The 17,841-nt window shown below is 63.5% G+C and carries 15 protein-coding genes; 14 read left to right on the top strand and 1 reads right to left on the bottom strand.

The window, feature by feature from the left end; translation table 11 throughout:
- Window positions 1–618: 618 nt before the first annotated feature.
- From RLDS_RS34970 to yegS, 12 genes are all read left to right on the top strand, one after another.
- Complete coding sequence (locus RLDS_RS34970) at window positions 619–2,376, top strand: PHA/PHB synthase family protein (protein WP_021225092.1); 1,758 nt, start codon at window positions 619–621, stop codon at window positions 2,374–2,376.
- 2 nt (window positions 2,377–2,378) lie between these two features.
- Window positions 2,379–3,800 carry a bifunctional enoyl-CoA hydratase/phosphate acetyltransferase gene (locus RLDS_RS34965; RefSeq protein WP_021225091.1) on the top strand — a complete coding sequence of 474 codons (1,422 nt, stop codon included), beginning with the start codon at window positions 2,379–2,381 and terminating at the stop codon, window positions 3,798–3,800.
- Window positions 3,797–4,987 carry an acetate/propionate family kinase gene (locus RLDS_RS34960; RefSeq protein WP_021225090.1) on the top strand — a complete coding sequence of 397 codons (1,191 nt, stop codon included), beginning with the start codon at window positions 3,797–3,799 and terminating at the stop codon, window positions 4,985–4,987. The genes RLDS_RS34965 and RLDS_RS34960 overlap by 4 nt, the downstream gene beginning before the upstream one ends.
- Entirely contained in the window at window positions 4,984–5,757 is a 774-nt protein-coding gene (gene fabI / locus RLDS_RS34955; RefSeq protein ID WP_021225089.1) for an enoyl-ACP reductase FabI, read from the top strand. Before RLDS_RS34960 ends, fabI begins: the two co-directional genes overlap by 4 nt.
- On the top strand, window positions 5,754–6,980 hold the full coding sequence (locus tag RLDS_RS34950; RefSeq protein ID WP_021225088.1) for a phospholipase A: 1,227 nt from the start codon (window positions 5,754–5,756) through the stop codon (window positions 6,978–6,980). Before fabI ends, RLDS_RS34950 begins: the two co-directional genes overlap by 4 nt.
- Window positions 6,981–6,997: 17 nt before the next feature.
- Entirely contained in the window at window positions 6,998–8,086 is a 1,089-nt protein-coding gene (locus RLDS_RS34945; protein ID WP_236616807.1) for an ABC transporter permease, read from the top strand.
- Entirely contained in the window at window positions 8,083–8,862 is a 780-nt protein-coding gene (locus RLDS_RS34940) for an ABC transporter ATP-binding protein (protein ID WP_021225086.1), read from the top strand. Before RLDS_RS34945 ends, RLDS_RS34940 begins: the two co-directional genes overlap by 4 nt.
- Window positions 8,862–9,797: an MlaD family protein gene (locus tag RLDS_RS34935; protein ID WP_021225085.1), complete on the top strand. Its 936-nt coding sequence runs from the start codon at window positions 8,862–8,864 to the stop codon at window positions 9,795–9,797. The genes RLDS_RS34940 and RLDS_RS34935 overlap by 1 nt, the downstream gene beginning before the upstream one ends.
- Window positions 9,794–10,456, top strand: a complete 663-nt coding sequence (locus RLDS_RS34930; protein WP_021225084.1) for an ABC-type transport auxiliary lipoprotein family protein — start codon at window positions 9,794–9,796, stop codon at window positions 10,454–10,456. The genes RLDS_RS34935 and RLDS_RS34930 overlap by 4 nt, the downstream gene beginning before the upstream one ends.
- Window positions 10,457–10,527: 71 nt before the next feature.
- Entirely contained in the window at window positions 10,528–11,094 is a 567-nt protein-coding gene (locus tag RLDS_RS34925) for a DUF2059 domain-containing protein (protein ID WP_021225083.1), read from the top strand.
- An 87-nt stretch (window positions 11,095–11,181) separates the two neighbouring features.
- Complete coding sequence (locus tag RLDS_RS34920; protein ID WP_021225082.1) at window positions 11,182–12,816, top strand: Na+/H+ antiporter; 1,635 nt, start codon at window positions 11,182–11,184, stop codon at window positions 12,814–12,816.
- Between the two features lie 86 nt (window positions 12,817–12,902).
- A complete protein-coding gene (yegS, locus tag RLDS_RS34915; protein ID WP_021225081.1) occupies window positions 12,903–13,808 on the top strand; it encodes a lipid kinase YegS in 906 nt (301 codons plus the stop codon).
- A gap of 373 nt (window positions 13,809–14,181) precedes the next feature.
- On the opposite strand, the gene RLDS_RS34910 is transcribed toward yegS, so the two are convergent.
- Complete coding sequence (locus tag RLDS_RS34910; RefSeq protein ID WP_021225080.1) at window positions 14,182–14,661, bottom strand: MarR family winged helix-turn-helix transcriptional regulator; 480 nt, start codon at window positions 14,659–14,661, stop codon at window positions 14,182–14,184.
- 799 nt (window positions 14,662–15,460) lie between these two features.
- Here RLDS_RS34910 and istA point away from each other — a divergent pair.
- The gene (gene istA, locus RLDS_RS34905) at window positions 15,461–16,954 is read left to right on the top strand and encodes an IS21 family transposase (RefSeq protein WP_011950768.1); all 1,494 of its coding nucleotides are present in this window, start codon (window positions 15,461–15,463) and stop codon (window positions 16,952–16,954) included.
- Entirely contained in the window at window positions 16,951–17,718 is a 768-nt protein-coding gene (gene istB, locus RLDS_RS34900) for an IS21-like element ISSsp5 family helper ATPase IstB (protein WP_007686288.1), read from the top strand. Before istA ends, istB begins: the two co-directional genes overlap by 4 nt.
- The last annotated feature ends 123 nt before the right edge of the window (window positions 17,719–17,841 follow it).

Here is a 17,841-nt window from a genome sequence, read left to right as displayed (position 1 = left end):
TGACGAAATTGCAGCGCGATCTGCGCGCTGTGCGAGACGGCGCTCGATACCCTTCCTTCGTTGCCCGAAGCGGTCGACGTCTTTGGCCCCGTTGGCAGCTGGTCATTGCGGCATTGCAAGCTACGCAACGGGCTTGCGACACCCCGGGACCGCCGATCTGATCCGCAGTTACGACGAAGCTCAACGGATATAACACCGGCCACTTGGCGGCATGAGATATCCCGTTTTCCCGCCTTCCGTCAGAAAGCGATCCATCCTCGCCATTTCGGCTTCCGATCGACGAAACACGGTATGACGGACCTGCGCCAGCCGGATGCGGTCGCATTGCAGCGATGAACGCTTTTCGCCGGACTTGCTTCCGATCATGCGCCACGTTCGCCGAGGCCTTGCCGCCAGCCCATGTTTCCGGGCAGCCATCCGGGACTATACTTATCGGCTTCGTGTCAGCCAGAGGGATAAAACGGGCGATAGCGATCATCGCCACCCTTCTTCACTGAAAACACCACTTGCGCAATATCTATCCCGGGCAGTACCGTTATGGCGACACGGTCGAATCCGATCGTGTCGCATGATCCGTGCGTAGCCGCGGCGGGATGTTCAAAGTCAGGAGCGACTATCATGATCAGTCCCGTTGCAGCTTCGCCCGCAGACCCGCTCGACGGCATTGCCGAAACGCTGGACCGGGCGTCGTCAGCGGCGATCGCGCAGATGACGGCGGGCCTGTCGCCGGCTACCGTTCTCCAGGCCTTCACCGACTGGGGACTGCATCTCGCCTTCTCACCGGGCAAGCAGATGCAATTGGGCGCCAAGCTCGCCCGCAAATATGTCCGTCTTTTCGACTATGCAATCCGAAGCGCAGGCGACAGCAGTGCGGATCCCGCGATCGAGCCGCTGCCGCAGGATCGGCGCTTCGCTGATCCGGCCTGGAAGGAGCCTCCCTTCAACCTGCTCTCTCAGGCGTTCCTGCTGACCCAGCAATGGTGGTATGCGGCCACCACCGGCATAGGCGGCGTGACGAAGCATCATGAGGAGATGATCGAGTTCGCCGCGCGACAGATGCTCGACACGCTTGCCCCGACGAATTTCCTCGCGACCAATCCGGTCCTTCAGAAACGCATCATCGAGACGGGCGGCCGGTGCATCGTCGATGGCCTCCAGCATCTATTCGAAGATTGGCAGCATATCGTCCGGGGACTGCCGCCGGTCGGCGTAGAGCAGTTCTGCGTGGGTGAGACCGTTGCTGCCACGAAGGGCAAGGTGGTCTTCCGCAATCGCCTCATCGAACTCATCCAATATGCGCCGACGACCGACAAGGTGAGGCCCGAGCCGATCCTGATCGTGCCGGCCTGGATCATGAAATACTACATCCTCGACCTGTCGCCTGAGAACTCGCTTGTGCGATGGCTGACGGACCAGGGCCATACCGTCTTCATGATCTCCTGGCACAATCCGGGAAGCCAGGATCGCGACCTCGACATGGAAGCCTATCGCACTATGGGGCCCATGGCTGCTCTTGACGCAGTGAGCGCGATCACCGGCGCATCGGCCATCCATGGAGTGGGCTATTGCCTGGGCGGCACATTGCTCTCGATCGCAGCTGCCGCGATGGCGCGCGACGGTGACGAGCGGCTGGCGAGCGTCACCCTGTTCGCCGCGCAGACCGAGTTCAGCGAGCCCGGCGAACTCGGCCTGTTCATCGACGAGGGGCAACTCAACCTGCTCGAGAACATGATGTGGAGCCGGGGCTATCTCGACAGCGGGCAGATGGGCGGCGCCTTCCAGATTCTCAATTCCAACGATCTGGTCTGGTCGCGAGTGCTCGGCACCTATCTCATGGGCGAACGCGAGCCCATGAACGCCCTGATGGCGTGGAACGCTGACGGCACGCGCATGCCCTATGCGATGCACAGCCAGTATTTGCGGCGCTTGTTTCTCGACGATGATCTGGCCGAAGGCAAATATAAGGTGGGCGGCCGGGCGATCACGCTGTCGGCGCTCCGAAAACCTCTGTTCGTCGTCGGCACCGAGCGGGACCATGTCGCCCCCTGGCGCTCGGTTCACAAGATTCACCTGCTCACCAGCGCGGATATCCGCTTCGTCCTGACGAGCGGCGGGCACAATGCTGGCATCGTGTCGGAGCCAGGCCATAAGGGCCGGCGCTATCGGGTGCTGACGCGGGAGGTCGACGGGCCGTCGCTTGATCCCGAGGAATGGCAGCAGCACGCCGAACAGAAGCAGGGATCCTGGTGGATCGAATGGGGTGAATGGCTTGCAGCGCACTCCGGTGAAGCTGGCCCGCCGCCGCCCATGGGCGCGCCCGACAAGGGCTATCCTGCCCTTGCCGACGCGCCCGGTCATTATGTGCTGGAGCATTGAGCGTGAGCGACGAGACGATAATCGAGAACCGCACATTCGACGAGATCGTGATCGGCGCAACGGCAAGCTTAACGCGGACCTTGACGGAGCAGGATATCCAACTATTCGCGCTGGTCTCGGGCGACGTCAACCCTGCCCATCTCGACGCGGACTATGCCGCAACCGACATCTTCCAGCGCGTCATCGCGCACGGCATGTGGGGCGGCGGTCTCATTTCCGCGGTTCTGGGAACGGAGCTGCCAGGGCCTGGCGCTATCTATCTCAGCCAATCGCTGCGCTTCACCCGGCCCGTAGGCCTCGGCGATACGATCACCGCTTCGGTGACGGTTCTGGAAAAACGGACCGAGCGGCGGATCGTCCTGTTCGATTGTCGCTGCGTCAACCAGGACGGCGAGGAGGTGATTTCCGGCCAGGCCGAGGTGATGGCGCCTTCAGAAAAGGTCCGCAGACCGCGCATGGCGCTACCCGATGTGCGTCTCAGCGATCATGACGGCTATCGTCGGCTGATAGAACTGACCTCGACGGGCGAACCGGCGCTGACCGCCGTTGCGCATCCGTGCAGCGCCGCAGCGCTTGGCGCGGCGATCGAGGCCGCGGAAGCAGGCCTCATCGCGCCCGTCCTTGTGGGGCCGCAAGCGCGGATAAGGAAGGCGGCCCAAGAGGCCGGCAAGGACATCTCCGCCTATCGCCTGATCGCGGCCGACCATAGCCACGACGCCGCCGCCAGGGCCGTGGCGCTGGTGCGGTCGGGCGAAGCGAAACTGCTGATGAAGGGGTCGCTGCATACCGACGAACTGATGGGCGCAGTCGTCCCGTCGGCCACGGGGCTCAGGACCGAGCGGCGGATCAGCCATGCCTATATCATGGACGTGCCGGGCCACCCGGCGCCGCTCATCATCACCGATGCCGCCATCAATATCGCGCCGTCGCTCCAGGACAAGGCCGATATCATCCGCAACGCGATCGACCTCGCGCATGTGATGGGTATCGAAGAACCCAGGGTCGCGATCCTCTGCGCCGTGGAGACCGTCAATCCCGACATGCCATCGACGCTGGATGCCGCCGCGCTCTGCAAAATGGCCGACCGCGGCCAGATCGCCGGCGGCGTGCTGGACGGCCCGCTCGCCTTCGACAATGCGATCAGCGAGGCGGCCGCCAGGGAGAAAGGCATCATCTCGCCGGTGGCCGGCAAGGCCGATATCCTCGTCGTGCCCAATCTCGAGGCGGGCAACATGCTGGCCAAGCAACTGACGTTTCTTGGCGGGGCGGATGCGGCGGGGATCGTGCTGGGCGCACGGGTGCCGATCATCCTCACGAGCCGTGCCGACAGCCTGCGCACCCGCCTCGCCTCCTGCGCGGTCGCAGTGTTGATGGCACGCGCCGCCACCAAGGCGGCGCCGGGTGTCCAGGGGAACACACCATGAAGGCCATCGTCAGCCTCAATTCCGGCTCTTCGAGCATCAAATTCTCGCTCTTCACGCTGGATGCGGAAGGGACTCTGCATCTTTCTGCCGGCGGCAAGATCGAGCGGATCGGCATTGCGCCAAGCCTCAGGGCGCGGTCCAGCGACGGCAAGACCATCCTGGAACGGGACTGGCCGGGCGGCGCGGCGCTCAGCCATGCCGATCTCCTCAGGGATCTCTTTGCCTGGGCTACCGATCATCCGCTGGAGGGCCAGGAGGTCGTCGCGATCGGGCATCGGGTCGTCCATGGCGGCACCGAGTACGCCGCGCCGCGACGGGTCGACGCGCCGCTTCTGGACAAGCTCGAAGCGCTGTGCCCGCTGGCGCCGCTGCATCAGCCGCACAATCTGGCCGCCATCCGGGCGATAGCCGCGCTTGCGCCCGATCTGCTGCAGGTCGCCTGCTTCGACACCGCCTTCCACCATGACAAGCCGGCTGTGGCGTCGCGCCTGGCGCTGCCCCGCGCCTTTCACGACCAGGGCATCCGGCGCTACGGCTTCCACGGGCTCTCCTACGAATATATCGCCCGCCGCCTGGGTGAAATCGACCCTGCTCTTGCCGCCGGACGGGTCATCGCCGCGCATCTGGGCAACGGCGCGAGCCTGTGCGCGATGCGGGCGGGCAAGAGCGTCGATACCACCATGGGCTTCACCGCGCTCGATGGCCTGATGATGGGCACAAGGTGCGGCAGCATCGACCCCGGTGTGGTGCTTCACCTCCAGACGCAGCTTGGCATGAGCGCGACCGAGGTCGAGACGCTCTTTTACAGGGAATCCGGCCTGCTGGGTGTGTCGGGGATATCGAGCGATATGCGCACGCTCACGGCGAGCGCGGCGCCGCAAGCCGCCGAAGCAATCGACCTCTTCACCTGGCGCGCCGCGCGGGAGGTGGCGGCATTGACCGCGTCGCTGGGCGGCCTCGATGCGCTCGTCTTTACCGCGGGCATAGGCGAAAACAGCGCCGAGGTTCGCAGCCGTATCTGCGCGCGGCTGGACTGGCTTGGCGTCACGATCGACGAAATCGCCAATGCCGGCGATGCGCTGCGGATCGGCATGCCCGACAGCCCGGTCGCGGTGCACGTCATTCCGACCGATGAGGAGCGCATGATCGCGCTCCACACGCTTCATGTTCTGGAAGGAACTCTATGAAACCCCTCGTCGATCTTACCGGCAAGCGCGGCCTGGTGCTCGGCATCGCGAACGAGAAGAGCATCGCGGCAGGATGCGCCGATGCCTTTTCCCGCTGCGGCGCGCGGCTGGCGGCCACCTATCTGAACGAAAAGGCCAGGACATGGGTCGAGCCCGTCGCCGACCGGCTCGGCGTCGAGTGGCTCGCTCCCTGCGATGTGCGCGAGCCGGGCCAGCTCGAAGCATTGTTCGAAGAGGTCGGACGCAAATGGGGCGGCCTCGATTTTCTGCTCCATTCGATCGCCTTCGCGCCGCGAGAGGATCTGCACGGCCGGGTCGTCGATTCCTCAGCCGAAGGTTTTGGCGTCGCCATGGACGTGTCCTGCCACAGTTTCCTGCGCATGGCGAAACTCGCCGAGCCGCTGATGCGCGATGGCGGATGCCTTTTGTGCGTCACTTTCTACGGCTCCGAACGGGTCGTTTCCCATTATAATCTGATGGGTCCGGTCAAGGCTGCGCTCGAGAGCGCCACGCGCTACGCAGCTGCCGAGCTCGGACCAAAGGGCATTCGCGCCCATGCGATTTCGCCGGGGCCGATCGCGACGCGCGCGGCGAGCGGCATCGAGCGCTTCGACGAACTGCTCGACCGCGCCGCTTCGGAAATACCGGGCGGCCAGCTGGTCGAAGTCGAGGATGTCGGCGCATTGGCCGCCTTTCTTGTAAGCGACGCCGCCAAGCGGATCACCGGCACGGTCATCCCGGTCGACAGCGGCCAGCACCTGCTCGCATGAGGCAGCCGATCTCCATCCCGCTGCTTCTGGGCGCCATCGGACTTGCCGCCGGTCCGCTCCACGCCGCCTCCGCGCCCGTAGAGATTTTGGTGCGTCATGTGGGCGATCGGGACAGCGACGGGTCAATTCTGGTCGATCTGCGCCTTCTCAACGAGGGCGAGGAAACGCAATCGATCTCATTGCCGGATCGGATCGAGGCGCGGCTCGACCTTTCGGGCGACACGAGAACGATCTGGCTCGAACGGGCAAGGGATCTGCCCGGCCATTTGTCGATATCAGCCGGCGGCTTTCTGCGGGCCCAATATCATTTCGATGCGCCGCCCGACGTAGAGGTGGTCGGCGCGGAGATATCGATACCTGCCTGGAATATACCGCGGATCGCGATCGGGCGGCAGGCCCCTCCGGCCACTGCCCAACTGGCGACGGCGCCCTCACCCGCGAACGATCAGGGCGGCCCGCCGAAGGAGGCAGCCGCACCGGTATCCGACCGATCGGCCGGCAACCGCTTCGTATCCAACCTGTCGGTTTATGAGCCTATCTATGCCGTCTATGGTCCGGGCACCGACAGCGAAACGCGGATCCAGATCAGCTTCAAATATCAGCTCTTCGGCACGCGGCGCGACGAAGGGCTGCCACGCTCGTGGCGCGACGGTCTTCATTTTGCCTATACGCAGCGCATGTTCTGGGATGTGGCGGCCCATTCCTCGCCTTTCCGGAACATCGACTATCAGCCCGAACTTTTCTATCTGACGCCCTCGACGACATTCGCGAGCGGGATATCGGTTAGCGCGCAGGGCGGCATTCGCCACGAGTCCAATGGCCGCGACGGGGACGCGTCGCGCAGCATCAACAGCATCTATGTCGCGCCGATGGCGGCGATCCCGCTGGGCGGCGGGTACAGGCTATCGATCGCTCCGCGACTTTCCTTCTACGTCGGAGACAAGTCCGGCAATCCTGATATCCGGCGCTATCGCGGCAATACCGGACTGTTTATGGAGGTTGGGGAGGATGAAGGACTGCGCCTCTCCACCTCCACCCGTTTCAACTTCGGCAGCGGCAAAGGCGCGGTCAACGCTGACCTATCCTATCCCCTGCCCCGCCTGCTGGGCGGCGGTCCAGACCTCTATCTCTTCGCGCAAGGCTTTGCCGGCTATGGCGAGAACCTTCTGGACTATGACCGGCGCATGACCCGCCTGCGTGTTGGCATCGCGTTCGTGCGATGACGGGCGCGGATTTCGACATGGAACAGCAGGGTGAATGCCTGATGCTGCGGCCGACAGGTAACTGGACTGTGCTGGAGATGGGTGATCTCGCCGACCGGCTCGGGCACGCCGTGAAGGGACATACGCAATGCCGGGTGGATTTGGCGAAGCTAGGTAGGATCGACACCGCCGGCATGCTCATCCTGCTGCGGGCCTCGGGCGGGCATCGGGATTTTAAGGGGGCTGATCGCGATGACGTCAGGAGCCTAGTGGCGCTCGTCGGCGATGCCCTGGAGGAGGAAGAGGGAAAACTTGTTCCCTCAAATCCTCTACGCAATTTCTTCGAGCGCTTCGGACGGCAGGTCGTGACTTTGGCCTCGGACGGCTTTGCCATGCAGGTCTTTTCCGGCCAGCTCCTCACGGCGGCAGCGAGGACGCTCGTCCATCCACGCCGCCTGCGGCCGACCGCATTGGTGGCGGTAATGCAGGACGCAGGCATCAATGCCCTGCCGATCGTGTTCATCATGACCTTCTTCATCGGTGCGGTCATCGCCCTCGTCGGCACCAACCTCCTCACCAGCCTGGGGGTCGAGGTATTCACCGTCCAGCTGGTGGGCGTCGCGATCCTGCGCGAGTTCGGTGTGGTCATCACCGCCATCCTGCTAGCGGGTCGATCCGCTTCGGCTTTCGCCGCGCAGATCGGCTCGATGCGGATGAACCAGGAGATTGACGCGATGCAGGTCATGAGCATCGACCGGTTCGACGCGCTCGTCATACCCCGGGTACTGGCCGCGATCCTGATGATGCCGCTCCTGACCTTCTTCGCGGATATCGGCGGTATCCTGGGCGGCATGCTCGTCAGCTGGATCACGATCGACATCAACCCGATCTTCTTCGTGCAGCGCACGCTCGAGACGGTCAGCGTCACTCATTTCTGGATCGGCATGAGCAAGGCGCCTTTCCTCGCAATCGTCATCGCCGCCAGCGGCTGTCGACAGGGGCTGCTGGTCGAGGGCGACGTGCAGAGCCTTGGCCGGCGCGTCACCTCCGCCGTCGTCCAGTCGATCTTCATGATCATCATGTTCGACGCGGTCTTCGCGGTGATCTTCATGGTGCTCGACCTGTGAATGGGGAGCAAGAGGACATCCCGCCGATCCGCGTCAAGGGCCTGCGCACCGCTTTTGGCGAGAAGGTCATCCACGAAGATCTCGATCTCGAGGTGAGGCGCGGCGAGATACTGGGCGTGGTCGGCGGTTCGGGCACGGGAAAATCTGTCCTCCTAAACACCGTCCTCGGTCTCAAACACCCTGACGGGGGGCGCGTCGAGATATTGGGGCGGGATATCGAGAGCGACGACGCGCAGGCCTGGGTCGGCCGACATGTCGGCGTCATGTTCCAGCAAGGCGCGCTGTTTTCCTTCCTGACGGTGCAGGAAAATGTCGAGGCGCCGCTGATCGAGCATGCCCGACTGCCGCTTGCCGTCACGGCCGACATCGCCCGCCTCAAGATCCGGCTGTCCGGTCTCCCCGAGACAGCAGGGAAGCTCAGGCCCTCCGAACTGTCAGGTGGCATGCGCAAGCGCGCGGGTGTTGCGCGCGCCCTCGCGCTCGATCCGCAGATCCTGTTCCTTGACGAACCCACCGCCGGTCTCGACCCGATCGGAGCAAGCGAATTCGACGAACTGGTGCGGACGTTGCGGGATGCGCTGGGCCTTACCGTATTCATCATCACCCACGATCTCGACACCCTCTACGCCATTTGCGACCGCGTGGCCGTCCTCGCCGACCGGAAAGTCGTCGCGGTGGCGCCGGTCGAGGAACTCGAACGATCCGACCATCCCTGGATCAGGAGCTACTTCCTGGGTCCGCGCGGACGGGCGGCCCATGCCGGAAAAGAGCGCTGATGGAACGCCACGCAAGCTACGCCCTTGTGGGCATCATTTCGACGGCCCTGCTGATCGCCGCGATCGTCTTCGTCGTGTGGCTGGGCGGTAGCCGGTTCGGCGGCTCCGATGATCCCTATCGCATCATCTTCCATGGCCCGGTGCGCGGCCTGAGCGTCGGCGCCGAGGTGCAGTTCAACGGCATCAAGGTCGGACAAATCGAGCGGATCCGGCTCGATGAGAAGGATCCCAACCGGGTGGTGACGGACATCATCCTCTCGCGAGGGACGCCGGTACGGGTCGACTCGCTCGCGTCCACCGAAACCCAGGGCATTTCGGGCGTTTCCATCGTCCAGATCAGCGCGGGCACAGTCGGAAAACCGTTGTTGCGCGAGACGCGCCATGGGAAGCGCCCCATCATCCAGAGCAAGCCCAACGCCCTGTCCTCGCTCCTGCAGGGCGGCGGTCAGGTCGTCGAGACCGCAGGCGAAGCTCTTCGGCGCGTGAACAGGCTCCTGTCCGATCGCAATATCGATGCGATAGGCCAATCGGTGCAGGACCTTAAGGCGACGGCGCACGAGCTTGCCGCAAACCGCGCGATGTTCGCCGATGCAGCCTCGACGCTCGCCAAGCTCGACCGCTCTGCTGACGATATCCAGGCCGCCGCCGCGTCAGCGCGGTCTCTCCTTGACGGCGACGGGCGCACGGCCATGGCCGATATTTCGGCGACTGCGCGCGAGCTCAAAGCCGCGGTTGGCGATGCGCGCGCGACGATTGCGAACGTCAACCGGCAAAGCGGCACGATCGGGACGACCACCCTGCCCGCGATCACCGAGACGATGCAGAGCCTTCAGGCGGCAGCCGACTCGCTGGACAGCCTTGTGCGGGAAATACGACGCAGTCCGCGCCGGGCGATCGGAAAGGACAGCGGGAAGGAACTGGAGCTCCCCTTATGAGAAAACCCTATCGAAAGGCGGCGCTGATCTGCCTGCTGATCCTGCCCTGCCTCACTGCATGCGGATCCTTGCTCGACAGCGGAAAGCCCGACAATCTGTTCCGATTCGGCGTGCCCGATGCGGAAAAGCTCCAGGGCGTGGCCGGAACAGGGGCGAGGACGCTGGCGCTCGCGCGCATCCGCTTCGCTCCCGAAATCGAGGGCGACCGGATAATGACGGCGCACGGCGACACGGTCCTTTATGTCAAGGACGCGCGCTGGGCCGCGCCCGCGCCCGATCTCTACACCCAGGCCCTTCTGCGCCAGTACAGGTCGCGCGCGCCGGATCTGTATCTGGCGCCTCCCAGGGAGCGTCCGGGACAACGCACCGGGTCGGTATTACGACTGGAAATCGACCGCTTCGAGGCGCGCTATGGCGGGCAAGCCGGCAAAGGATCCGCGCCCATCGTCCTCGTCTCAGGCGTAGCGACCCTGACGAACCCGGCGCGCGTCGAGGAAATCGTCTCACAGCGCTTCTCCGCACAGGAGCCGGCAACCGCAAATGGCAAGGCCGCGATTGTGGAGGCGTTCGACAGGGCCGTCGCGCGGCAGACGGGCGACCTGGTCGACTGGTCGCTCAAGGCCGTAGCCGAATTCGAAAACCCGGAGGGCGGGCAATGACCATGCTCGCTTCCGGCCTAGCGTTTCGCCGCTCTCTTCGCTTCTCTCAATAGCATTCGAAGGAAAAACCTGTGCCCAGCCTGTTCCGGATTCTGAAGCCCACGACGCGAACCGCGCTCGTCCTCCTGGCCGTCGCCGGCATGACGAGCGCGGGCGCGCAAACCCCCGTCACGCCGCCCACCAATGCGTCGCCGCAGCGGATCGCGCTATGCTCGAGAGCGATCGTCCTATCTGGCTTCGAAGCCGAGATGGACGTCACCATCCGGCAGATGGCCGAGGATTCCTTCACGACGCTGCGAGCCGCCTTCCCCGATGACAAGCAGACGGCCACGGCCTATCGCGACTCGCTGACAGAGGCCCTGACCGCCGCCAAGGCGCCGGTGCTGGAGCATGTCAGGCAAAGCTGCGCGGCCGCCTTCACCTCGGATGAACTCGAGGGCATCAACGCCTTTTTCGAGAGCAGTCCAGGACGCGCGTGGCTGGAGAAGGGACGCACGCTCATGTGGCCGGCACTCGAGGATGCGGTCCGCGACACCATGCCCAAAGTGGTTGCCGATGCGCAAAGCCGCTTCTGTGAGCGGATGGGCGGATGCAGGAACAAGCCGGTTACGCCGGCCCCCAAGACCAATACACTCTAGACATCGCTGCCCCTCTTTTCGGAACAGCCACGTCCTGCAAAGTGAACACCGAACAGCATAGTGCCTAATGGGACCGGGAACTAAAGCGTGGAAATAATCTCGATCATCCTTCTTCTGGTGTTCGCGGTGATCGTGAGCGGTATCGTCTCGCGGATTCTGCCGCTGCCCTTGCCGCGGCCGCTGTTCCAGATCGCGATCGGCGCGGCGATCGGCATGATCGCCGACTGGCGGGTGACGCTGGATCCGGAACTGTTCTTCGCGCTTTTCCTGCCGCCGCTTCTCTTCCTCGACGGATGGCGCATTCCGCGCGAGGAGTTGTTCAAGGACGGCAAGACCGTGCTCGAACTGGCCCTCGGTCTCGTGATCTTCACGGTCGCGGGCATGGGTCTCTTTATCAACTGGATGATCCCATCCATGCCGCTACCCGTGGCCTTTGCGCTGGCCGCCGTTCTTTCCCCGACCGATCCCATCGCGGTGTCCGCGATCGCTCAGCGCTCGCCCATCCCCAAACGCATGATGCATATCCTCGAGGGCGAATCCCTCCTCAATGACGCGTCCGGCCTTGTGTGCCTGCGCTTCGCCATCGCCGCCGCGCTGACCGGCGCCTTCTCGATCCAGGCGGCGTTCCTCAACTTCCTGTGGGTCGCGATCGGCGGTGTCGCGATCGGCGCCGGCATGACCTGGGCGATCGGCAAAGCCAAGAGCTGGATCTCGCGCCGGTTCGGCGCCGAGGACGGATCGCAGATCCTGATAAGCCTGTTGATGCCGTTTGCGGCTTATCTCGCCGCCGAGCATTTTCATTGCTCGGGTATTCTGGCCGCCGTCGCCGCTGGCCTCACCATGGGCTTCGTCGAGGCGTCCGGCGACCTCGCCGCCACGACACGTATCCGGCGCAATTCGGTCTGGGATACGATCCAGTTCACGGCGAACGGGATCATCTTCATCCTCCTGGGCGAGCAGCTGCCGATGATCGTCTCGGGCGCCGCGGAAACGGTGAGCACGACCGGCCATCACGAGCCCTGGTGGCTCATCGTCTATGTGATTGCGATCAACCTTGGCCTCGCCGCCCTGCGCTTTCTATGGGTGTGGCTGTCGTTCCGACTGACGCTTTTTCGTGCCGGCAGCGAAACGCAGACGCCAAACTGGCGGATTGTCGCAGCGATGTCCTTTGCGGGGGTGCGCGGCGCCATAACGCTGGCGGGCATCATGACCCTGCCGCTGGCGATGTCCGACGGCACGGCCTTCCCTGCCCGCGACGTTGCGATATTTCTCGCTATGGGCGTTATCATTGTCTCCCTTGTCGTCGCGAGCCTTGGCCTGCCAATGCTGCTACGCGGCCTGGAGATGCCGCCCGAGCCGTCCCATGAGGCGGAAGTCGACGCCGCCCGCGTCGCGGCGGCGCAAGCGGCGATCGCCGCAGTCGAGCGCGCACAGCATGACATGGCGCGAGGGCGACCGGATCCGGACGCCTATATCTCGGTGGCGGCGCGGATCATGGATGCCTATCGCCAGCGGATCGAAGCGCGCGAGGGCAATCCTGAAGAACGCACGTCGCTGCGGCATTTCGAGCAGATCGATGCGGAGCTGCGTCTTGCCGCGCTCAAGGCCGAACGCGACGAAATATACAGGCGGACAAGGCATGGCCAGCTCGGGAGCGAGGCGGCGCGCAAACTGGTTCGGGAGATCGACCTCATCGAAGCTCGCTACGCGGTTCCGGCTTGAGGCTGATCCATCGACCGGATCGTCTGCCGCCTCCCGCGCGACGAGTTCACAAGCCTGAAGAGAACGGAACGGCGAGATAGGAAATCATGGCGAAGCTCTGGATCATTTTGCACGGCAAGGCTGCAGCGCGCCCGGACGTGAGATCAGCCATCGCGGACCTGCGCGCGCGGCGCCATGAGGTTCAGGTCCGTGTGACATGGGAGGCAGGCGATGCGCAGCGATTGACCCGCGAAGGCATCATGGAGGCCAGAACCGGCCGGATCGACCGCATCGTCGCAGGCGGCGGCGACGGCACCGTGAACGAAGTCTTCTCCACCGCTTTTCAGAAAGGGCTTCCCGAAGGCTGTTCGCTGGGGATATTCCCTCTCGGTACGGCCAACGACTTTGCTCGCAGCATAGGCCTGCCGTCGGACGACGTTGGCGCGGCGCTCGCGCTGGTCACATCGGGAGCGCCGTCCCGGATCGATATCGGCATCGTCGATGGCCGGCCGTTCATCAACATGGTTTCCGGAGGCTTCGGATCGCGCGTCACCGCCGAGACCGATCCAGTCCTCAAGCAGCGGCTCGGTGGCCTTGCCTATATATTCACAGGGGTCCGGCGTTTCCATGAGATGACGGCGAGCCGGGGACGCTTCGTTGCGCCCGGCTTTTGCTGGGAAGGTCCGTTCGTGGCGATGGCAATCGGCAATGGCCGTCAGGCAGGCGGAGGACTGCCGATCTGTCCCGATGCCCTGCTCGATGACGGTCTGCTCGATTTGATGATCCTTCCGGAACTGGAGGCCGCACAAAGGCTGGACGTTCTTGCAAGTCTTCTCCAGCATGGCGCGCGGTCCATCGAGACGCACATTGTCCGAATGCGGGCGCCCTGGGTCGTCTACCAAGCCGAGGTCGCACTCGACATCAATCTTGATGGCGAGCCTTTGCGCAAAAGCAGCTTCCGCATAGAATGCGTTCCCCAGGCGCTGCCGGTTCACGGCGCAATGATTGGCTAGACAACCTGGCTTTGAGATCGGCTTTCAGCGATGCAGCATGGTTTCCCACATCGTTAGAAGCGTTAACATGTTTCAATGCGTTCGCGACTGGCTGAACGGCCCTCGGTCAATGCGCTGAGCGGCATCAAACGTGCTGCGGCACACTTAAGCGCCTCTTCCGGCTTCAGAAGCTCGATCCGAAATCTACCATCTCAACAAAAGCAGGATCAGCCTGTCCGAGATGAGGCTGCGATTGATCGGCGATCTTATCCGGTCGAAACGCCCTTGGCCTGACGGACACTGCACGGCACTCTCATTGATCGCCGCCGGCCCAAGAGCGCTTTGCTTGACCTCGTGATCAATGACCGCGATGCTACGGCGGTAGCAGTTGTGATCAACTGCTACCGCTAGCCAGCGTGTGCCGTGAGACCGCCTCAATCACCCGCAGCACGCGCAATGCCGCTTCACCGTCGGCATCACTCACCTGCGCGAACACAGATTGCAGGTGCATGGTCAGCTCCGTCTCCAGCTTGCGAGCCAAAGCTTGACCGTCGCGGGTAAGCGACAGGATGCGGGCACGACCGTCGCGGGGGTCCACGCGCCGCTCCATCAGACCGAGGGCTTCCAGCTTGTCCAGCGCATGCACCAGCGAGGGCTGTTCGATCCCGATTCGCTCGGCCACCGACTTCTGCCGCACCCTGCAACCCAAGCGCGCCACTGCGATAATGGGCATGGCCTCCGAGAGGGTGAGCCCGGTGGACCCAAGGACCCTGTCCATCGACCTGTGCCACAGCCGCGCCACCGGCATCAGGTCCCAGGCGAGGTCTGCAGTAAAACTGCGCACATCGAATTCGTCTTCAAATGATTTGCTCATCAATCTCATGCTTCCACATGCGTTTGAAGGTGACACTGCGCTGAAAGTCGGACACGGCCGGAATGGAAGCCGCCAGGTTCTAACTTGCCGCAAGGGGCGCGAAACGATGCCCTGTAACACCCAGGATGAAGGAACAAACCACCATCGCCACAGGCGAAGCGTCTCCGTTCCGCATGACCGCGACGGCATCCTGGCTGGGTGCGGGCAGCGGCAGCTCCAGCAGCCGGCACATCTGGGCTCTCGCTATGCAGCGAGACAGATAGTCAGCAGCCTACCGGATTCCAAGCGCAAGATGCCACAAATGCAAGTTGGACGAGGAGTAAATAACCGCGAACGATGACAGAACTGGCAAAGGCGGTTCGCGATGGGGAGCCGAGATATGCTGCGAGCATCATCATGACCACGCGCAACAGCGAGGCAATGAGCATATAGCTTTAGGAGACCGCTTCCACGCGGCGCAGAATGTACCTGCATTCCGCTCCATCAGGCGGGATTGCGCGTATCTGCCGGGTCAGTCATGCAACCAACATCACGCCGAGACCGCTGCCGCCAGCGTCCCGATAGCTCGGTACGGTTAGAAACGTGGGGCGTTTCATGGGCGACAAACGGACATTGGAGCGCGTCTTCAAATGCTACGGCGACATTGCCGTTCGTTCTTGCTTTGTTTCAAGAATATCTCTGAGAACGGCGGAGCAATATTCGACCACGGTAGCGGCGGGATAGTCCTGCTGCGGGCGGCGTAAAAGTCGTCCACCTTGAAGCCTTTCTGCCGAGTCAGGGAGGTGTGGGGATCTACAGCGTGGAACTTTATCTTCAGGTCCGTCTGGCTTGCGCGGATGGCATGAGCCAACGGGCGGCGGCGAAGCGTTTCAATGTGTCGCGCGAAACGGTACGCAAGATGCTGTCGTTTTCATCGCCGCCGGGTTACCGGCGCCAGTCCGTACCGCAGCGCCCGAAGCTGGACGGGTTTGTGGCGATCATTGATGGATGGCTTGAGGGTGACCGCAGTGTCCCGCGCAAGCAACGCCATACGGCGAAGCGGGTATTCGACCGTTTGCGCACCGAGCATGGTTTCACCGGCGGCTATACGATCATCAAGGATTACATCCGGGAGCGCGAACAGCGCAGCCGGGAGATGTTCGTGCCGCTGGCGCACCCTGCGGGAGATGCGCAGGCCGATTTCGGGGAAGCGCTGGTGGAGATCGGCGGGGTGGAGCAGAAGGCCTACTTCTTCGCGCTCGATCTGCCGCACAGTGATGCCTGCTATGTGCGGGCCTATCCGGCGGCGGTGGCGGAGGCCTGGGTGGACGGACACGTGCATGCCTTCGCGTTTTTCGGCGCGGTACCGCGCTCGATCGTCTATGACAACGATCGCTGCCTTGTGACGAAGATCCTGCCCGACGGCACGCGGCAGCGTGCCACGCTGTTCAGCGCTTTCCTGTCACATTACGTGATCCGCGACCGCTATGCTCGCCCGGGCAAGGGGAACGAGAAAGGCAATGTGGAGGGGCTGGTAGGCTATTGCCGGCGCAACTTCATGGTGCCGATCCCGAAGTTCCCGACCTGGGAGGCGTTCAACCTGTGGCTGGAGGAGCAATGCCGCAAGCGCCAGCAGGACAAGGTGCGCGGGCAGAGCGAGACGATCGGTGAGCGGCTGCAGCGCGATCTCGCGGCCATGCAGCCTCTGCCCGCTACACCCTTCGAGGCCTGCGATCAGAAAGGCGGGAGGGTCTCCTCGCAATCCCTGGTGCGCTACAGGACCAACGATTATTCGGTTCCGGTGGCCTGGGGCCATCAGGAGGTCTGGATCAGGGCCTATGTCGATGAGGTGGTGATCGGCTGCCGCAGCGAAGTCATCGCCCGTCATCCTCGTTGCTATGCCCGCGAGGAGGTTGTCTTCGACCCGCTCCATTATCTCCCGCTGATCGAGCAGAAGATCAACGCATTCGACCAGGCTGCGCCTTTGCAGGGCTGGGACCTGCCCGAAGCGTTCACGACACTGCAGCGGTTGATGGAAGGGCGCATGCACAAACATGGCAGGCGCGAATATGTGCAGGTACTGCGCCTGCTGGAAACGTTCACCCTCGCCGATCTCCAGGCGGCGGTCGAACAGGCCATCGATCTTGGCGCCATCGGCTTCGATGCCGTCAAGCACCTCGTCCTGTGCCGGATCGAACGCGTACCGCCCAGGCTGGACCTGGACGTCTATCCCTTCCTGCCACGCACCACGGTCGAGAAGACCTTTGCCAGAGCCTATCTGAGCCTGCTCTCCGACCGGCAGGAGGCCGCATGAGCGATCAGGCCCCGGAGATCCTTCTCGCTCACCATCTCAAGGCGCTCAAGCTGCCTACGTGCCTGCGTGAGCATCACAAGCTCGCGCGGCAATGTGCCGCTGAAGGCGTCGATCATATCCGCTTCCTCGCCCGCCTCGTCGAGATGGAAATGATCGACAGGGAGCGTCGCATGGTCGAGCGGCGCATCAAGGCCGCGCGCTTCCCCGCCGTCAAAAGCCTCGACAGCTTCGACTTCGCCGCCATCCCCAGGCTCAACAAGATGCAGGTGCTCGAGATGGCGCGCTGCGAGTGGATCGAGCGGCGTGAGAACGCCATCGCTCTGGGGCCATCAGGCACCGGAAAGACGCACGTAGCGTTGGGGCTCGGACTGGCAGCATGCCAGAAAGGACTGTCGGTGGGCTTCACCACCGCGGCAGCGCTGGTCAGCGAAATGATGGAGGCCCGCGACGAGCGCCGTCTTCTGCGCTTCCAGAAGCAGATGGCCGGATACAAGCTGCTCATCATCGACGAACTGGGCTTTGTGCCGCTCTCCAAGACCGGCGCCGAACTGTTGTTCGAGCTGATCTCCCAGCGTTACGAACGCGGCTCCACCTTCATCACCAGCAACCTGCCCTTCGACGAATGGACCGAAACCTTCGGATCTGAGCGTCTCACAGGCGCGCTCCTCGATCGCCTGACCCATCACGTCAGCATCCTCGAGATGAACGGCGAAAGCTATCGCCTCGCGCACAGCCGGGCCCGCAAGGCCAAAACCAGACCCTGAAAATTACACCAATGCCGGGGGGAGTGGCCCTCGGGCTACGCCCTCACGCCACTCCCCCCGGCATGTAACACGATGGCCTGGTTTTACGCCGCCGAATGGCCGACTTTTGCTCCGCCGTTGACA

This window comes from Sphingobium lactosutens DS20 (assembly GCF_000445105.1).
Lineage (GTDB): Bacteria > Pseudomonadota > Alphaproteobacteria > Sphingomonadales > Sphingomonadaceae > Sphingobium > Sphingobium lactosutens.
Note: the sequence above shows the minus strand (reverse complement) of the source record. Positions and strands in the feature narration are given on the sequence as shown.